Annotated in this window: 15 protein-coding genes and 1 pseudogene; 7 read left to right on the forward strand and 9 right to left on the reverse strand. The window is 70.1% G+C overall.

Annotated elements, in window-relative coordinates; genetic code table 11:
- From ACZ6JY_RS04050 to ACZ6JY_RS04065, 4 genes and pseudogenes are all read right to left on the reverse strand, one after another.
- A pseudogene (locus ACZ6JY_RS04050) lies at positions 1–642 on the reverse strand (hypothetical protein); the annotation flags it as partial.
- Positions 643–762: 120 nt separating this feature from the next.
- The gene (locus ACZ6JY_RS04055; protein ID WP_469192034.1) at positions 763–1,734 is read right to left on the reverse strand and encodes an ABC transporter substrate-binding protein; all 972 of its coding nucleotides are present in this window, start codon (positions 1,732–1,734) and stop codon (positions 763–765) included.
- A 47-nt stretch (positions 1,735–1,781) separates the two neighbouring features.
- A complete protein-coding gene (locus ACZ6JY_RS04060; RefSeq protein WP_469192036.1) occupies positions 1,782–2,462 on the reverse strand; it encodes an ABC transporter permease in 681 nt (226 codons plus the stop codon).
- Entirely contained in the window at positions 2,459–3,187 is a 729-nt protein-coding gene (locus ACZ6JY_RS04065; RefSeq protein WP_469192037.1) for an ABC transporter permease, read from the reverse strand. Before ACZ6JY_RS04065 ends, ACZ6JY_RS04060 begins: the two co-directional genes overlap by 4 nt.
- Before the next feature lie 163 nt (positions 3,188–3,350).
- On the opposite strand from ACZ6JY_RS04065, the gene ACZ6JY_RS04070 reads away from it, so the two are divergent.
- A complete protein-coding gene (locus tag ACZ6JY_RS04070) occupies positions 3,351–4,508 on the forward strand; it encodes an ABC transporter ATP-binding protein (protein ID WP_469192039.1) in 1,158 nt (385 codons plus the stop codon).
- Between the two features lie 70 nt (positions 4,509–4,578).
- On the opposite strand, the gene ACZ6JY_RS04075 is transcribed toward ACZ6JY_RS04070, so the two are convergent.
- Positions 4,579–5,697, reverse strand: a complete 1,119-nt coding sequence (locus tag ACZ6JY_RS04075) for an alpha/beta hydrolase (RefSeq protein WP_469192041.1) — start codon at positions 5,695–5,697, stop codon at positions 4,579–4,581.
- Positions 5,698–5,954: 257 nt separating this feature from the next.
- On the opposite strand from ACZ6JY_RS04075, the gene ACZ6JY_RS04080 reads away from it, so the two are divergent.
- The 6 genes from ACZ6JY_RS04080 to ACZ6JY_RS04105 all read left to right on the forward strand — a co-directional run bounded on the left by ACZ6JY_RS04080 (position 5,955) and on the right by ACZ6JY_RS04105 (position 10,955).
- Positions 5,955–7,775 carry a phosphatidylglycerol lysyltransferase domain-containing protein gene (locus tag ACZ6JY_RS04080; protein WP_469192043.1) on the forward strand — a complete coding sequence of 607 codons (1,821 nt, stop codon included), beginning with the start codon at positions 5,955–5,957 and terminating at the stop codon, positions 7,773–7,775.
- A gap of 30 nt (positions 7,776–7,805) precedes the next feature.
- Positions 7,806–8,678 (forward strand): dihydropteroate synthase, encoded by an 873-nt coding sequence (gene folP / locus ACZ6JY_RS04085; RefSeq protein WP_469192045.1) that lies wholly within the window; start codon positions 7,806–7,808, stop codon positions 8,676–8,678.
- The gene (locus ACZ6JY_RS04090; protein WP_469192047.1) at positions 8,675–9,250 is read left to right on the forward strand and encodes a nuclear transport factor 2 family protein; all 576 of its coding nucleotides are present in this window, start codon (positions 8,675–8,677) and stop codon (positions 9,248–9,250) included. Before folP ends, ACZ6JY_RS04090 begins: the two co-directional genes overlap by 4 nt.
- A gap of 143 nt (positions 9,251–9,393) precedes the next feature.
- Positions 9,394–9,753 (forward strand): dihydroneopterin aldolase, encoded by a 360-nt coding sequence (folB, locus tag ACZ6JY_RS04095; RefSeq protein ID WP_363210595.1) that lies wholly within the window; start codon positions 9,394–9,396, stop codon positions 9,751–9,753.
- Positions 9,750–10,361, forward strand: coding sequence for a 2-amino-4-hydroxy-6-hydroxymethyldihydropteridine diphosphokinase (gene folK / locus ACZ6JY_RS04100; RefSeq protein WP_469192049.1), 612 nt, complete (start codon positions 9,750–9,752; stop codon positions 10,359–10,361). Before folB ends, folK begins: the two co-directional genes overlap by 4 nt.
- 108 nt (positions 10,362–10,469) lie before the next feature.
- A complete protein-coding gene (locus tag ACZ6JY_RS04105) occupies positions 10,470–10,955 on the forward strand; it encodes a DUF3180 domain-containing protein (protein WP_469192050.1) in 486 nt (161 codons plus the stop codon).
- Positions 10,956–11,243: 288 nt separating this feature from the next.
- On the opposite strand, the gene folE is transcribed toward ACZ6JY_RS04105, so the two are convergent.
- The 4 genes from folE to tilS all read right to left on the reverse strand — a co-directional run bounded on the left by folE (position 11,244) and on the right by tilS (position 15,835).
- The gene (folE, locus tag ACZ6JY_RS04110) at positions 11,244–11,849 is read right to left on the reverse strand and encodes a GTP cyclohydrolase I FolE (protein WP_469192052.1); all 606 of its coding nucleotides are present in this window, start codon (positions 11,847–11,849) and stop codon (positions 11,244–11,246) included.
- 109 nt (positions 11,850–11,958) lie between these two features.
- Complete coding sequence (gene ftsH, locus ACZ6JY_RS04115; RefSeq protein ID WP_469192054.1) at positions 11,959–13,983, reverse strand: ATP-dependent zinc metalloprotease FtsH; 2,025 nt, start codon at positions 13,981–13,983, stop codon at positions 11,959–11,961.
- Between the two features lie 182 nt (positions 13,984–14,165).
- Positions 14,166–14,726, reverse strand: a complete 561-nt coding sequence (gene hpt / locus ACZ6JY_RS04120; protein WP_365360061.1) for a hypoxanthine phosphoribosyltransferase — start codon at positions 14,724–14,726, stop codon at positions 14,166–14,168.
- Between the two features lie 53 nt (positions 14,727–14,779).
- Entirely contained in the window at positions 14,780–15,835 is a 1,056-nt protein-coding gene (gene tilS / locus ACZ6JY_RS04125) for a tRNA lysidine(34) synthetase TilS (protein WP_469192056.1), read from the reverse strand.
- Positions 15,836–15,839 lie beyond the last annotated feature (4 nt).

Below are 15,839 nucleotides of genomic sequence, written 5' to 3' on the forward strand. Positions count from 1 at the left end.
GGTTTGGGAATGGGGGTTTTCTGAGGGTGGTTTCTTCGTGGGCGTGGGGGGGTTTTGTTTGCGGGGGGGGGCTTTTTCCGGGTCCGGGGGGCGGGGGGGAGCTCCCGCCCGCACCGCGGGTACGAGGTCCACCGCGCCCGGCACCATGTCCTCGGCGCCCGCCTTCGGCAGTGCGGCGGCCGGGGACGTGGCCTCGATGGCGAGCAGCCGCCGGCCTTCGAGGGCGCTGGCCCGCTCGGTCTCGGCGGTCGCGTACCGGCGCAGCAGCTCGGCGTGTTCGTTGCGCAGTGCGGCCAGCTCGGCCCGCTTGGCGCGCAGCTTGGTCTCCAGCCTGCCCCGCAGCTCGCGCGACTCCTCGAGTTCGGTCTCGGCCTCGGCCATCCGTTCCTCGTGGCGCCACTCGTCGCTCGCGCGGGCCCGGCCGAGCTCGGCGACCTGTCTCCCGGCCGCCTGGTCCCAGCGGCGCATGACGACCGAGCCGACGACGGCAGCGGCGGCCGCCGCCGCGACGAGCCCGCGGAGCACGATCGGTTCCGCGAACATCCAGGCGCCGCCGGCGCAGAGAACAGAGACGCCTGCGACCGTCGAAGGCGGAAGCAGCCTGTGCAGGGGTGGGGAATGGCGGTGACGTCCACGTGGCATGGCCAGAAACTTACCGCGCGTAGGCGAACTCATGTGTCCCGCCCGCCAAAAAGCAGCCTTCTCGGCCACGACTCGTCATAATTGCCCATCCCTTTTCTTGATCAACTAGCCGAACCGGTCTCAGACCAGGCCCTTCGACTCCAGGTACTCCTTCGCCACATCGGCTTCCTTCTGACGCTCCTCGTCCACCTTCCGGTTGAGCTCGATGAGGTCGTCCGTGGTGAGCGTCTTGGTCAGCTTGCCGAGTGCGGCGGCCATCTCCTTGTCGCCCGCCTCCTTCTCGTTCACCACCGGAAGGATGTTGTCCGCGTTCTGGAGCTTCTTGTCGTCCTCAAGAATGACGAGGTCGTAGTTCTTCAGCGTCGCGTCGGTCGTCGTGGTGAGCACCAACTGGTCCGTGCCGTTCTTGACGGCCTGCTTGGACTGCGTGGTGCCGACGCCCTTGGGGTCGATTCCGCTGACGTCGATGCCGTACGTCTTCTTCAGACCGGGCGCGCAGAACGGCCGGGACTCGCATTCGTCGCCCGCCGCGATCTTGACCTTCTCGCCCGACTTGCCGAGGTCCGAGAGCGTCTTCAGCTTGTGCTCCTTCGCGAATTCCGCGGAGACCGCGAACGCGTTCTGGTCGACCGCCTCTCCCGCGGGGAGCACCTTGAGTCCCTCGGGCCCCGCGAGCTTCTCCAGGGCGCTCACCGTGGCGTCGAGATCGCTGGAGGCGACGAGCTCGGCCTTCGGCCCGTTCTTCTCCAGGTTCAGGAATTCCGCGAGGGTCGCGGCGTATTCGGGCACGACGTCGATCGAGCCCTTCTTGAGTTCGGGCGCGTAGATCTCGCGGTTCTGCACCGTCTTGACCTCGGCGTCATATCCGGCGTCATCGAGAACGCCCGCGTAGAGCTCGGCGAGGACCTTCTGCTCGGTGAACCGGGCCGAACCGACCACGACCGAGCCCTTCTTGTCACCGCCCGCCTTGTCCGACCCCTTGCCGTCGTCCTCCAGGCTGTCCCCGCCGCACGCGGCGAGCCCCGCGGTCAGCGCCATGACGGCCGCGGCCGCCCCTGCCATCCGTCGCGCGCGACGCGTTGTGCTGTTCATCGGTGAACCACCATTTCGAAGGGAATCCGAGGAGATGTGAAAGACGCTCAGCGGGTGGCGCCGCCCGTCCTGCGCATCGGGTCGAAGAGGCGTCCCGCCACCACCAGTGCGCCCTCCACGAGCAGCGCGAGCAGCGCCACCAGGACCGCGCCCGCGACCACTTGCGGAGTGTTCTGAAGGTTGAACCCGGCGGTGATGATCCGGCCGAGGCCGCCCTCCCCCGCCATCGCGGCGAGCGTGGCCGTCGCGACGACCTGCACGCCCGCCGACCGGACGCCGGTCATGATCAGCGGATACGCCAGCGGCAGCTCGACCCGGGCGAAGAGCTGGCCGCCGCTCATGCCCATCCCCCGCGCGGCCTCGACCACGGCCCGGTCCACCTCGCGCATCCCGAGGTAGGCGTTGGTCAGCAGCGGCGGCACGGCGAAGAGGACCAGCGCGATCAGCGTCGGGGCGTCGCCGTGCTCACCGAGCGGGGTGAGCGTGAGCAGGATCAGCAGGGCGAGGGTGGGCACCGCGCGGCCGACGTTGGAGATGTTGACCGCGAGGGCGCCGCCCTTGCCGATGTGGCCGAGGTAGAGCGCGAGGGGGAGCGCGATCAGGCAGGCGACGGCGAGGCAGACCCCGCTGAAGTACAGGTGCTCGGCCAGGCGGTGCCACACCCCCTTCTCGCCCTGCCAGTTGGCGCCCGTGGTCAGCCAGTCGTACGCACCGGTGATCGCGTTCATGCAGGTTCAGCCACCTTGGCCACGGCCGCCTCGCGGTCGGCACGGCTCGTCCGTATTCGGTGGGCTCTCGTCCAGGGCGTCAGCCACCGCTGGAGGCCGAGCAGGAGCAGGTCGGCGGCGACGGCGAGGAGCACGCAGAGCACGGACGCCGTGAGCACCTGGGCCTTGAAGGTCGTGTCGAGGCCGTCGAGGATCAGGGTGCCCAGGCCGCCGTAGTCCACGATGGCGCCGACGGTCGTCAGGGCGACCGTGGAGACCGTGGTGATGCGGACGCCGGCCAGCAACGCGGGCAGCGCGAGCGGCAGTTCCACCTCCCACAGCAGCCTCAGCGGGCCGTACCCCATGCCTTTGGCGGCGTCCCTGGCCTCGTCCGGAACCGCCTGGAGCCCGGCCAGGATGTTCCGCACGAGGACCGTGAGGGAGTACAGGACCAGGCCCGTGACGACCAGCGAGGCCGAGAGCCCGAAGAAGGGCAGGAGCAGCGAGAACATCGCGAGCGAGGGGACGGAGTAGAGCACGGTCGTCACGCCGAGGACCGGCCCCGAGAGGAAGCGCCACCGCCGGGCCAGCAGCGCGAGCGGCAGGGAGACGGCGAGTCCGATCACCACCGAGACGAGCGTGATCCCGACGTGCTCCAGGGTCGCGTCGATCAGTTCCTGACTGCGGGAGCGGACATATTCGCCGCAGATCCAGTCGTTGGTCACCAGACAGTTCCGCTCGGCCACGCGCCCCACCTCCCCCGAACCCTGAATTCCCGGACGCGCCGTACACACGTCCCCCCGTGTCTGGCGACCCTAACGCGCGGCACCGACAATCGCCGAGAGTCGTTGTACGGCCGCAATACTGCCGACACGCAAAGCCCGCCGCCGCCCGCCACAATGGGGAAACATGATCCGGTTCGAGCACGTCACCAAGCGCTACGCGGACGGCACCACGGCCGTCGACGATCTGTCCTTCGAGGTCGCGGAGGGCGAACTGGTCACGCTCGTCGGCCCGTCGGGCTGCGGCAAGACGACCACGATGAAAATGGTGAACCGGCTCATCGAGCCGAGTGCCGGCCGGATATTCGTCGACGGCGACGACATATCCGACGTCGACCCGGTCCAACTGCGGCGCCGTATCGGCTACGTCATCCAGCAGGTCGGCCTCTTCCCGCACAAGACGGTCCTGGAGAACACGGCGACCGTCCCGCACCTCCTCGGCGTCAAGCGCGGCAAGGCCCGCGAGCGCGCCGCCGAACTCCTCGACCTGGTCGGCCTCGATCCCGCCGTCTTCGGCGACCGCTATCCCGAGCAGCTCTCCGGCGGCCAGCGCCAGCGGGTCGGCGTGGCCCGTGCCCTGGCGGCCGATCCGCCGGTGCTGCTGATGGACGAGCCGTTCGGCGCGGTCGACCCCGTGGTCCGCGAGCACCTCCAGAACGAGTTCCTGCGCCTTCAGCAGTCCATGCGCAAGACCGTCCTGTTCGTCACGCACGACATCGAGGAGGCGGTGCGCCTCGGCGACCGTATCGCCGTCTACGGCCACGGCCGCGTCGAGCAGTTCGACACTCCCTCGACGGTGCTCGGCTCCCCCGCCACCGCGTACGTGGCCGACTTCGTCGGCGCGGACCGGGGGCTCAAGCGGCTCTCCGTGACACCGATCGAGGAGGGCGACCTGGAACAGCCCCCCGTGGTGCACCTCGACGACCCGCTGCCGAAGGAGCTCGACGCCCGCTGGGCCGTGGTCCTCGACGGCGGGAACAACCTGCACGGCTGGATCTCCGCCGAGCACGCGCGCGTGGGGCACGGCACGGTCCGCGAGCACGCGCGCCGCATGGAGGCCTGGCTGCCGGTGGGCGCGAGCCTGAAGCAGGCGTTCGCGACGATGCTCCAGCACGACGCGGGCTGGATCGCGGTCATCGACAAGGACAGCGAGGGCCGTTTCCTCGGCGTGCTCACCCCGGCCCGGCTGCACGAGGCGCTGCGCCGCTCGACGGCGGCCGACGCGCGGGCGATGGCGCGCGCGGACGTCGAGCTGGAGACGGTGGCGGCCATCAGCAAGGCGTGAACCACTGGAGCCCCGCCACGATGGCGCCGCCGAGGAGGCGGCTGCTCGGCCGCCGGCCCCGGTCCGCGGCTCAGCCGTCGCTCAGCCGGCCGCTCATCCACTGGAGGGTGGCGGGGATCTCCCTGCGCCAGGTGTTGAAGTTGTGCCCGCCGCTATCCAGCGTGATCGACGACACGCGCGTGGGCGGCTTCACCGCGTCGATGAAGTCCAGGGTGTCCTGGTAGTTGTCCTCGCCCTTCTTGCTGCTGGTCACCAGGAGGGACGTTCTGGGCCGCGGCTCGTGGCGGAGGTACCACATCAGGTCGGCGCGGCGCTCCAGGTCCTCGTCGCCCTGGAAGAGGTCGCCGGTGGTGACGTCGATGGGCGCCTTGTAGTACGCGGACAGGCCCGCCGCGGCGCCGTACCGCTCGGGGTGGTGGACGGCGAGCTTCAGGGCGCAGTAGCCGCCCGTGGAGTCGCCGACGACGCCCCAGCTGCGGCCCCCGGTGCCCACCCTGTAGTGCCCCGAGATGGCGCTGGGCAGGTCCTTGGCGAAGAAGGTCTCGGCCTGCGGGCCGCCGGGGACGTCCACGCACTCCGTGTCGCGCGGCGGCGCGACGGTCGGCCGCATCATGATCAGGACCATCGGCTGCATCTTGCCCTCGGAGGCCAGCCTGTGCGCGGTCTGGGGGTAGTGCAGCCCCTTGATGAGCGCCTCGGCGGTCCCCGGGTAGCCGGTGAGGACCACGGCCGCGCGGAACTTGCGGTTCCTGTGCTGCGGCTGGAAGTACTCGGGCGGCAGGTAGACGTAGGCCGGGCTGGCGATCTGCGACGCCCTGCCACCGATGTCGATCTTCTGGATCTGGCCTCCGGTGACCGTCCTGTGGCCCCCGGGAACGTCCACGGAACGGGTGTCGAGAACCTTGATGGGCCCCGCGCCCTTGGCCGGGTCGTGGTCCACCACGAGGCCGGGGCTCGTCTCCTGGCCGAACAGGTCGGCCCACGTGGCGTAGAAGCCGAAGGCCTGGTTGGCGGCCAGGCCCACCGAGGCGAAGATGGCGACCTGCGCGGCGAGAAGCAGCCCGACGCGGCCCGTGACGGCACGCCAGGTGCGGCGGGCGAGCCGCGGCCAGAGCCAGATCGTGCCGAAGAAGAGCACTACGGCCAAGAGGACCGCGAGGGCCAGGACCTCGTTGCTCGTGAGTCCCATGGGGATTTCCTGCCTGCGCTTTCTGCCTGTGCCCCGAGATAGCCGTGGCGTGACCGGAGCCGACCGGAACCGACCGGGACGCACGGCGGCTCGCCGGTGATTCGCCGAAGTTTTCCAGTGGTTTCCGATCGGGAATGAACCCGTTTCCCCGAAGGACCGTCCTAGAGGGGGCAATGGTGCCGGATGCCGCTTTGGCACCGGATTAAAGCTCTCTCGCAGAACTACGGGATGCGATGTCTGTCAGGATAGATGGGGAAATGTCGGGCGAGGTTCCGGAGGGTCAGGAACGTCACTTCGGCAGCCGGTTCCGCCGGTTGACGCGCGGTCCGCGCCCGGAGGCCGTGCCGACCCTCGTCGCCAGGGCATGCGCGCTCGTGGGTGTGCTGAACGTCGCGGCGGGTGTGTTCCCGCGCTTCCGGCACAGCCGCATGCACGCCATCGCCGAGGTACTGCCCGGCGCGCTCGGCCCCTTCGCGGCCGCTCTCGCCCTCAGCTCCGGCATCCTGCTGCTCCTGCTCGCCCACGGCCTGCGGCGCCACAAGCGGCGGGCCTGGCGGGCCGCCGTGGTGCTGCTGCCCGCGGGTGCGATCGCGCAGTTCACGTACCGGCACTCGGTGATCGGCGTACTGATCTCCGTCGCCCTGCTCGCGCTGCTGCTCCGCCATCGCAGTGAGTTCACCGCGCTGCCCGATCCACGCAGCCGCTGGCGGGCCCTGGCCAACTTCGTCCTGCTCGGCGCCGGTTCGATCCTGCTCGGCCTGGTGATCGTAAGCGCCCACCCCGGCAAGGTCGTCGGCGACCCCGGCATCACGGAACGCCTCCAGCACGTCCTGTACGGCCTCTTCGGCTTCGAGGGCCCGGTCGGCTACTACGGAAGCACGTCCTGGACCGTCGGCTTCTCCCTCGGCGCCCTCGGCATGCTCACCGCCCTGACCACCATCTACCTCGCCTTCCGCCCCGAGCACCCGGCCGCCCGTCTCACCGAGGACGACGAGACGAGGCTGCGCGCGCTGCTCGACAAGCACGGCGGCCGCGACTCCCTCGGCCACTTCGCGCTCCGCCGCGACAAGGGTGTCGTCTTCTCCCCCAGCGGCAAGGCCGCCGTCACCTACCGCGTCGTCTCCGGAGTGATGCTCGCCAGCGGTGACCCGATCGGCGACGTCGAGGCCTGGCCCGGCGCCATCGAACGCTTCATGGACGAGGCCAAGGCCCACTCCTGGACGCCCGCCGTCATGGGCTGCTCCGAGACGGGCGGCGAGGTCTGGACCCGGGAGACCGGCCTCGACGCCCTCGAACTGGGAGACGAGGCGGTGGTGGACGTCGCGGATTTCTCCCTGTCCGGGCGTGCGATGCGCAACGTACGCCAGATGGTCAAGCGGATCGAGCGCAATGGCTACGAGACGCGCGTACGGCGCATCCGTGACCTCGGGGAGCGCGAGCTCGCCAGGATCCAGCAGGCCGCCGAGGACTGGCGCGGCACCGACACCGAGCGTGGCTTCTCCATGGCGCTCGGCCGCATCGGCGACCCCGAGGACGGCGACTGCCTGATCGCCACCGCCCACAAGGCCGACGAGGAGCCGGGGCCCTACGGCGACCTGAAGGCCGTCCTCCACTTCGTCCCGTGGGGCAAGGACGGCGTCTCCCTCGACCTCATGCGCCGCGACCGCGCGGCCGACCCCGGCATGAACGAGCTGCTCATCGTGGCCGCCCTCCAGGCCGCCCCCAAGCTCGGCATCGCGCGCGTGTCCCTCAACTTCGCCATGTTCCGCGCGGCCCTCGCCCGCGGCGAGAAGATCGGCGCGGGCCCGGTCCTGCGCGCCTGGCGCGGCCTGCTGGTCTTCCTCTCGCGCTGGTTCCAGATCGAGTCCCTGTACAAGTTCAACGCGAAGTTCCGCCCCCGCTGGGAGCCCCGCTTCGTCGTCTACCGCTCCAGCAAGGACCTGCCCCGCATCGGCTTCGCCGCCATGCAGGCCGAGGGCTTCGTGACCCTCGCGCTCCCCAGGTTCCTGCGCAGGGGCACCGCCCAGCGCCGCCCCTGTGCGCACCGGAGCACGGAGCGTGAGGTCCAGGCGGCGTAACCCGCCGCCGACCGGGCCTAGGCTGGAACCATGAGTACGTTGCGCGGGCGGGGATCGGTCCAGGGGCTGCCGGAGTGGGACCGCTGTGCGGTCATGGGCGTCGTGAACGTCACGCCGGACTCCTTCTCCGACGGAGGCCGCTGGTTCGACACGACGGCCGCCGTCAAGCACGGCATCGACCTCGTCGCGCAGGGCGCCGACCTGGTCGACGTCGGCGGTGAGTCCACCCGCCCCGGCGCCACCCGCGTGGACGAGGACGAGGAGCTCAGGCGCGTCGTCCCCGTGGTGCGCGGCCTGGCCGCCGAGGGCGTCACGGTCTCCGTGGACACCATGCGCGCCACCGTCGCCGAGCAGGCGCTCGCCGCGGGTGCCGTCCTGGTCAACGACGTCAGCGGGGGCCTCGCCGACCCGCGTATGGTCCCCGCGGTCGCCGCCGCCGGCGCCCCCTTCGTGGTCATGCACTGGCGCGGTTTCCTCGCCGACATCCACGCCGAGCCCGCCTACGACGACGTCGTCTCCGAAGTCGTCGACGAGCTCCACGCACGCGTGGCGGCCGCCATCGAGGGCGGCATCGCCCCCGAGCGCATCGTCGTCGACCCGGGCCTCGGCTTCTCCAAGAAGGCCGAGCACGACCTGGCGCTCCTGGCCCGCCTCGACCGGCTGCGCGAGCTCGGCCACCCGATCCTGGTCGCCGCCTCCCGCAAACGTTTCCTCGGCCGGGTCCTCGCGGGCCCCGAGGGCGCACCGCCGCCCGCCCGCGAGCGCGACGCCGCCACGGCCGCGGTCTCCGCCATCGCCGCCCACCAGGGCGCCTGGGCGGTCCGCGTGCACGAGGTGCGGGCCACCGCCGACGCCGTGCGCGTCGCCCAGGCCGTGACGGACGCCGCGGGCGACAGCCGGTGACCGGGGCCCGTACCGACGTCGAGCAGGTCGAGAGTGCCAACACCGCCTTCTACGAGGCGCTCGAACGCGGTGACTTCGACGAGGTCTCCGACCTGTGGCTGGACCCCGGGACCGACACCGCGACGGACGACGACGAGGCTGACGACGACTCGACGGACCACGACTCGGCCGCCGATGACCCGACGGACGACGACGCGGACGACGACGAGGTGTCCGACGACGGCACCGCGATCTCCTGCGTGCACCCCGGCTGGCCGGTCCTCACCGGCCGCGGCGAGGTCCTCAGGTCGTACGCGCTGATCATGGCGAACACCGAGTACATCCAGTTCTTCCTGACCGACGTGAAGGTCGGGGTGGCCGGCGACACCGCCCTGGTGACCTGCACCGAGAACATCCTCAGCGGCGGTCCGCCCCCGGAGGGCGGCGGCGAGCTGGGGCCTCTCGTGGGCCAGCTCGTGGTCGCCACCAATGTGTTCCGCCGCACACCGGACGGCTGGAAACTCTGGTCGCACCACGCCTCTCCCGTACTCGCCGAAACCGACGACGACGAGAGCGACGAGACCCCTTCCTAGTGGGTAGGGGCAAGGATGTGGCCGGTCCCACGGGCCCCGCGAGCGAGCGTTGTCAGTGCTCGCAGGTAGATTCGACCGAGGCTGGAGCGCCGACCGCACTCGGTGCAGGCCCGCCGATACCGACGATTGCAGGAGTGATTCGCGTGGATCGTGTCGCGCTGCGTGGCCTGAAGGCCCGCGGGCACCACGGTGTCTTTCCGCGGGAACGCGAAGAGGGCCAGACCTTCATCGTGGACCTGGTTCTCGGCCTGGACACGCGAGCGGCCGCGGCCGACGACGACCTGGCGAAGACCGTGCACTACGGGATCGTGGCCGAGGAGGTCGTGGCCGCCGTCGAAGGCGATCCCGTCGACCTCATCGAGACGCTCGCCGAGCGCATCGCCCAGACGTGTCTGAAGCACGAGGGAGTCCTGGAGGTCGAGGTGTGCGTGCACAAGCCGGACGCCCCGATCACCGTGCCCTTCGACGACGTGACCGTCACCATCACCCGGAGCCGAGTATGACTGCGCCCTTCAAAGCGGGTCAGAGCGACCCGACCGTCCAGCCGGTGCCCGCCTCCGTGGTCGAGCAGGTGGACGCGGCGGACCACACCCTGTCCAACCCGCACCGCGCCGTGATCTCCCTCGGCAGCAATCTCGGCAACCGCCTGGAGACGCTCCAGGGCGCTGTCGACGCCCTGGAGGACACCCCCGGCCTGCGGGTCAAGGCGGTCTCTCCGGTGTACGAGACGGAGCCGTGGGGCGTCGAGCCCGGCTCCCAGCCCGCGTACTTCAACGCGGTGGTCCTGGTGAAGACGACCCTGCCGCCCACGTCGCTCTTGGAGCGCGCGCAGGCCGTCGAGGAGGCCTTCCACCGCGTCCGTGACGAGCGCTGGGGCCCGCGCACGATCGACGTCGACATCGTGTCGTACGCCGACGTGGTCTCCGACGACCCGGATCTCACGCTGCCGCACCCGCGCGCGCACGAGCGTGCCTTCGTCCTCGCCCCCTGGCACGACGTCGACCCCGAGGCCAGCCTGACCGGCCGCGGCCCCGTGGCCGAGCTGCTCGACTCCCTCACCCGCGAGGGCGTCACGCCCCGCGCCGACCTGGAACTCCGACTGCCGGAGTAGTCGTTAGGGTCTGATGAACCCGTACGACGGCGTGTACGACGGCATGTACGACGATCGGGACGCCGACAAGGGTTATGAAGGTCGGACGACGGCTATGAAGGGTCATTCGTGAAGCAACTGCGCATCAGGACGCTGGCCGGCCTCTTCCTCGCGGCCGGAGTGCTGTCCTGGTCGGGCGCCAGGCTGTGGGACTCCGTCGGCACTCTGCCGAAGGTCCCGCTGGCCGCGCCCATCGTGCTCGCGGTGATCGCTGTCGTACTGCTCTCGACGGCGCTCTCGCTGCGCTCGCGCCTGCGCGCCCAGCGTGAGCGCCGCCCCGGCGCCAAGGGCGTCGAGCCGTTGATGGCCGCCCGAGCCGTCGTCTTCGGCCAGGCCAGCGCCCTGGTCGCGGCGCTCGTCGCGGGGATGTACGGCGGCACGGGCGCGTTCCTGCTGGAGTTCCTGGACATCCCCGCCCGCCGCGACCAGGCGGTCTACGCCGGTCTTTCGGTCGTCATGGGCATCGCCGTGATAGCCGCCGCCTTCTTCCTCGAGCGGGTCTGCAAGCTCCCCGAGGACGACGACGAGGACGGCCAGACGGCTCCGGCGGCCTAGGGCCTGCCGTTTGGATCATCTCGGCGTCGCGGGGTCTGGCACGCACTCCCCCACGCCTGAACGGCGCGGGGGGACCCCCACCGGCGTTGTCGTCGGTTGCCAACTCCCCCAAGCTCTCGGCTCCGCTCGAGCAGGGGGCACCCCCATCGCGTTGTCGCCCTCCTCCGCCTTGCAGCTGCACGCACCAGACCCCGCTCGAGCCAGGTCGAAAAGGCACCGCCCCTCCAGCCGACCTGATCCAAACGACAGACCCTAGATCCGGAGCAGCTGGTTCCGGCTCGGTCCGCCTCAGCGGGCCATGATCAGGCTCATCGCCTCGTTGCGCGTGGCGGGATCCCGGAGCTGGCCGCGGACCGCGGACGTTATGGTCTTGGCGCCCGGCTTGCGGACCCCGCGCATCGTCATGCACATGTGCTCGCACTCGACGACCACGATCACACCGCGCGGCTCAAGGATGCTCATCAGGGAGTCGGCGATCTGCGTGGTCAGCCGCTCCTGCACCTGCGGCCGGCGCGCGTACACGTCGACGAGGCGGGCGAGCTTCGACAGACCGGTGATCTTGCCGTCCGTGGACGGGATGTACCCGACGTGGGCGACGCCGACGAACGGGACCAGATGATGTTCGCAGGAGCTCATGACCTCGATGTCCTTCACCAGGACCATCTCGTCGTGCCCCAGGTCGAACGTCGTCGTCAGGACGTCCTCCGGCTGCTGCCAGAGCCCCGCGAATATCTCCCGGTAGGACCGCGCCACACGCGCCGGGGTCTCCAGGAGGCCCTCGCGGTCGGGGTTCTCACCCACCGCGATCAACAGCTCGCGCACGGCGTTCTCGGCGCGCTTCTCGTCGAACTCGCCGATCGAGCCCTCGCCGTACAACGTCACCGGGTCGGTCATGTGGTGCCTCGTTCCTGTGCGTCCTGCGCGGGGCTACGGAAATGCCGCGCCCCCCAGGCTAAAACCTGGGGGGCGCGGCATTCATTCCGGGCCTGCCGGGACGCGGGACTCAGCTCTCGGGGCGGTCCTCCGGGGCCACCTCGATGGGATGCTCCGTGCCGCCCCCGGAGATCGCGGGGGTGGCGCCGTTCGCACCGTTCGTCAGCGACAGCTCCCTGGGGGAGAGCACCGGCGGACGGGTCGAGGGCGTACGCCGCGAGGAACCGGTCCACGCCGGACGGGCCGGGCGCTTCACGATGCCGGAGAAGACCTCGGCGATCTGCTCCTTGTTGAGCGTCTCCTTCTCCAGAAGCTGGAGAACGAGGTTGTCGAGGATGTCGCGGTTCTCGACGAGGATCTCCCACGCTTCGTTGTGCGCGGTCTCGATGAGCTTCTTGACCTCTTCGTCGACCAGCGCGGCGACCTCTTCCGAGTAGTCACGCGGGTGACCCATCTCGCGACCGAGGAACGGTTCGGTGTTGTCGCCGCCGAACTTGATCGCGCCGAGGCGCTCGGTCATGCCGTACTGCGTGACCATCGCACGAGCGGTCGCGGTGGCCTTCTCGATGTCGTTCGCCGCACCCGTCGTCGGGTCGTGGAAGACGAGCTCCTCGGCCGCGCGCCCGCCCAGCATGTAGGCGAGCTGGTCGAGCATTTCGTTGCGCGTCGTGGAGTACTTGTCCTCTTCGGGCAGAACCATGGTGTAGCCCAGGGCCCGGCCGCGCGACAGGATCGTGATCTTGTGGACCGGGTCCGAGTTCGGGGAGGCCGCCGCGACCAGGGCGTGTCCGCCCTCGTGGTACGCGGTGATCTTCTTTTCCTTGTCGGACATGATCCGGGTCCGCTTCTGCGGGCCCGCCACGACGCGGTCGATCGCCTCGTCCAGGAAGTGGTTGTCGATCAGCTTCTTGTCACCGCGCGCCGTGAGGAGCGCCGCTTCGTTCAGCACGTTCGACAGGTCGGCACCCGTGAAGCCGGGCGTGCGCCGGGCCACCGCGCCCAGGTCGACGTCCGGGGCGACCGGCTTGCCCTTCTGGTGAACCTTGAGGATCTCCAGGCGGCCCAGCATGTCCGGACGGTCGACCGCGATCTGGCGGTCGAAACGGCCGGGGCGCAGGAGCGCCGGGTCAAGGATGTCGGGCCGGTTCGTGGCGGCGATCAGGATGACGCCGCCCTTCACGTCGAAGCCGTCCATCTCGACGAGCAGCTGGTTCAGCGTCTGCTCGCGCTCGTCGTGCCCGCCGCCCATACCGGCGCCGCGGTGCCTGCCGACGGCGTCGATCTCGTCGACGAAGACGATCGCCGGGGCGTTCGCCTTGGCCTGCTCGAAGAGGTCACGGACACGGGAGGCACCGACACCGACGAACATCTCGACGAAGTCGGAACCGGAGATCGAGTAGAACGGAACCCCGGCCTCACCGGCGACGGCACGCGCGAGCAGCGTCTTGCCCGTACCGGGCGGGCCGTAGAGGAGCACGCCCTTGGGGATCTTGGCGCCGACGGCCTGGAACTTCGCCGGCTCCTGGAGGAACTCCTTGATCTCGTGGAGCTCCTCGACGGCTTCGTCCGAACCCGCCACGTCGGAGAACGTCGTCTTCGGGGTGTCCTTGGTGATCAGCTTGGCCTTGGACTTCCCGAAGTTCATGACCCGGGAGCCGCCGCCCTGCATCTGATTCATCAGGAACAGGAAGACCACGACGATGAGGACGAAGGGGAGGAGGGAGAGCAGGATGCCGACGAAGGGGTTCTGCTTCGACGGGGAGACGGTGTAACCGTCCTTGATCTGCTTGTCCTCGAACTTGGCCTGCAGAGACTTGGCGAGGTCGACGCCCTGGTCGCCGATGTAGCTCGCCTGGATCTTGCTGCTGCCCTTGACCTTCTCACCGTCGATGAGCTCGGCCTTGATGGTCTGCTCGTCACCGGTGGTGAGCTTGGCCGACTTGATCTTGTTGTCGTTGATCGCCTGGACGACCTGACCTGTGTCAACCGTCTTGTAGCCACCGGACGAGCCGACGACCTGCATCAACACGACCACGGCAAGGACGGCCAGCACGATCCACATGACTGGCCCACGGAAGTATCGCTTCACGTCCATCCATACGGAGCGATGACGCCCCGTCCCTCCTGCCATAGTGAGTTTGATAAAGACTGTTCTTCGGACGGTACCCCAGCATTGTGACCCGAAGCCGCACGGGAGGGCTGGCAATACTGTCTTCGCTTCTCCAACGGCGGGAAACGGGTGAGGGTTCCCCGCCGCCGCACACGGTCCCTCGGGTGTCAGCCGCCGTAGACGTGCGGGGCGAGCGTTCCGACGAAGGGAAGGTTCCGGTACTTCTCCGAGAAGTCCAGGCCATAGCCCACCACGAACTCGTTGGGGATGTCGAAACCGATCCACTTCACGTCGATCGCGACCTTCGCCGCCTCGGGCTTCCGCAGCAGCGTGCACACCTCAAGGGAGGCGGGCTCGCGGGAGCCGAGGTTGGAGAGCAGCCAGGACAGGGTCAGCCCGGAGTCGATGATGTCCTCGACGATCAGGACGTGCTTGCCCTTGATGTCGGTGTCCAGGTCCTTGAGGATCCGGACGACGCCGGAGGACTGGGTGCCCGCGCCGTACGACGAGACGGCCATCCAGTCCATCGTGACCGGGGTGGACAGCGCGCGCGCCAGGTCCGCCATGACCATCACCGCGCCCTTGAGGACACCGACGATCAACAGGTCCTTGCCCGCGTATTCCGCGTCGATCTTCGCGGCCAGCTCTGCCAGCTTCGCGTCGATCTCTTCCTTGGTGATGAGCACCGACTTGAGGTCGGTGCCCATGTCTTTCGCGTCCACCCGCATCACTTTCGGTCGTCCCACCGGCCGACGGGGTCCCGCAGCGCGCACGGTCCTCGTCAGCCTTGCCGGATCACCAGTCTGCCACCCTGGCGCTGAGCCACGACTTTGCCCGGGAGATTGATGGCTCCCTGGCCGCGCCAGCCGGTGATGAGGCGGTCGACTTCCTCGATGTGCCGGGCGAACAGCGAACCGGCCGGCGCACCGGCGTCGATCGCGGCCCGGCGCACGATGCGGCGGCGCACGGCGGGGGGCAGGGCGAAGAGCTTGGCGCACTCCAGGAGGCCGGTGGCGTCGCGCACCGACGTCTCGGCCTGGGCTGCCCACGTGTCGAGGGCGTCGGCGTCGTCGCGGGAGAGCTGGGCCGTGCGGGCGAGCGCTTCGACGACGCCCTTGCCGAGCGCTTTCTCCAGGGCGGGCAGGCCCTCGTGGCGCAGCCGGGAGCGGGTGTAGGCGGGGTCGGCGTTGTGCGGGTCGTCCCAGACGGGCAGCGCCTGGACCATGCACGCCTTGCGGGCCGTCTGGCGGTCGAGGTGCAGGAAGGGGCGGCGGTACCGGCCCGCGACCCCCGAGGTCGCGGCCATACCGGACAGGGAGCGGATCCCGGAGCCGCGGGCGAGCCCGAGCAGGACGGTCTCGGCCTGGTCGTCGCGGGTGTGGCCGAGCAGCACGGCGGCGGCCGCGTGCCGTTCGGCGGCGGCGTCCAGAGCCGCGTACCGCGCGTCACGGGCGGCGGCTTCGGGGCCGCCCTCGCGGCCGACGTCGACGGCGACGGACTCGACCGGGGTCAGGCCGAGGGCGGTCAGGCGGACGACGACCTCGGCGGCGCGCAGGTCGGAGCCGGGCTGGAGGCCGTGGTCGACGGTGACGCCGCCGGCGCGGATGCCGAGCTTGGGGGCCTCGAAGGCGAGGGCGGAGGCGAGCGCCATCGAGTCGGCGCCGCCGGAGCAGGCGACCAGCACGAGCGGCCGGGGAGCCTGCTCGTGGGCGGAGGGTGCGGGGCGTACGGGGGGTGGGGGGACGGTTTCGGAGCTGCGCTGTACGTCGGTCAGTACGTCGTGGAGTACGCGGCGGACCGCCAGGCGTATCGCCGCGACCGCAGGATGGGGACCCATGTCC

Source organism: Streptomyces sp. NPDC046335 (assembly GCF_055587985.1).

Excerpts from the sequence above, each read along its gene's own strand:
- ACZ6JY_RS04055 (WP_469192034.1), bottom strand. The coding sequence starts at position 1,734 with ATGAACAGCACAACGCGTCGCGCGCGACGGATGGCAGGGGCGGCCGCG.
- ACZ6JY_RS04080 (WP_469192043.1), top strand. The coding sequence starts at position 5,955 with ATGTCGGGCGAGGTTCCGGAGGGTCAGGAACGTCACTTCGGCAGCCGG.
- ftsH (WP_469192054.1), bottom strand. The coding sequence starts at position 13,983 with ATGGACGTGAAGCGATACTTCCGTGGGCCAGTCATGTGGATCGTGCTG.
- ACZ6JY_RS04070 (WP_469192039.1), top strand. The coding sequence starts at position 3,351 with ATGATCCGGTTCGAGCACGTCACCAAGCGCTACGCGGACGGCACCACG.
- folP (WP_469192045.1), top strand. The coding sequence starts at position 7,806 with ATGAGTACGTTGCGCGGGCGGGGATCGGTCCAGGGGCTGCCGGAGTGG.
- hpt (WP_365360061.1), bottom strand. The coding sequence starts at position 14,726 with ATGCGGGTGGACGCGAAAGACATGGGCACCGACCTCAAGTCGGTGCTC.
- folE (WP_469192052.1), bottom strand. The coding sequence starts at position 11,849 with ATGACCGACCCGGTGACGTTGTACGGCGAGGGCTCGATCGGCGAGTTC.
- folK (WP_469192049.1), top strand. The coding sequence starts at position 9,750 with ATGACTGCGCCCTTCAAAGCGGGTCAGAGCGACCCGACCGTCCAGCCG.
- ACZ6JY_RS04075 (WP_469192041.1), bottom strand. The coding sequence starts at position 5,697 with ATGGGACTCACGAGCAACGAGGTCCTGGCCCTCGCGGTCCTCTTGGCC.
- ACZ6JY_RS04060 (WP_469192036.1), bottom strand. The coding sequence starts at position 2,462 with ATGAACGCGATCACCGGTGCGTACGACTGGCTGACCACGGGCGCCAAC.
- tilS (WP_469192056.1), bottom strand. The coding sequence starts at position 15,835 with ATGGGTCCCCATCCTGCGGTCGCGGCGATACGCCTGGCGGTCCGCCGC.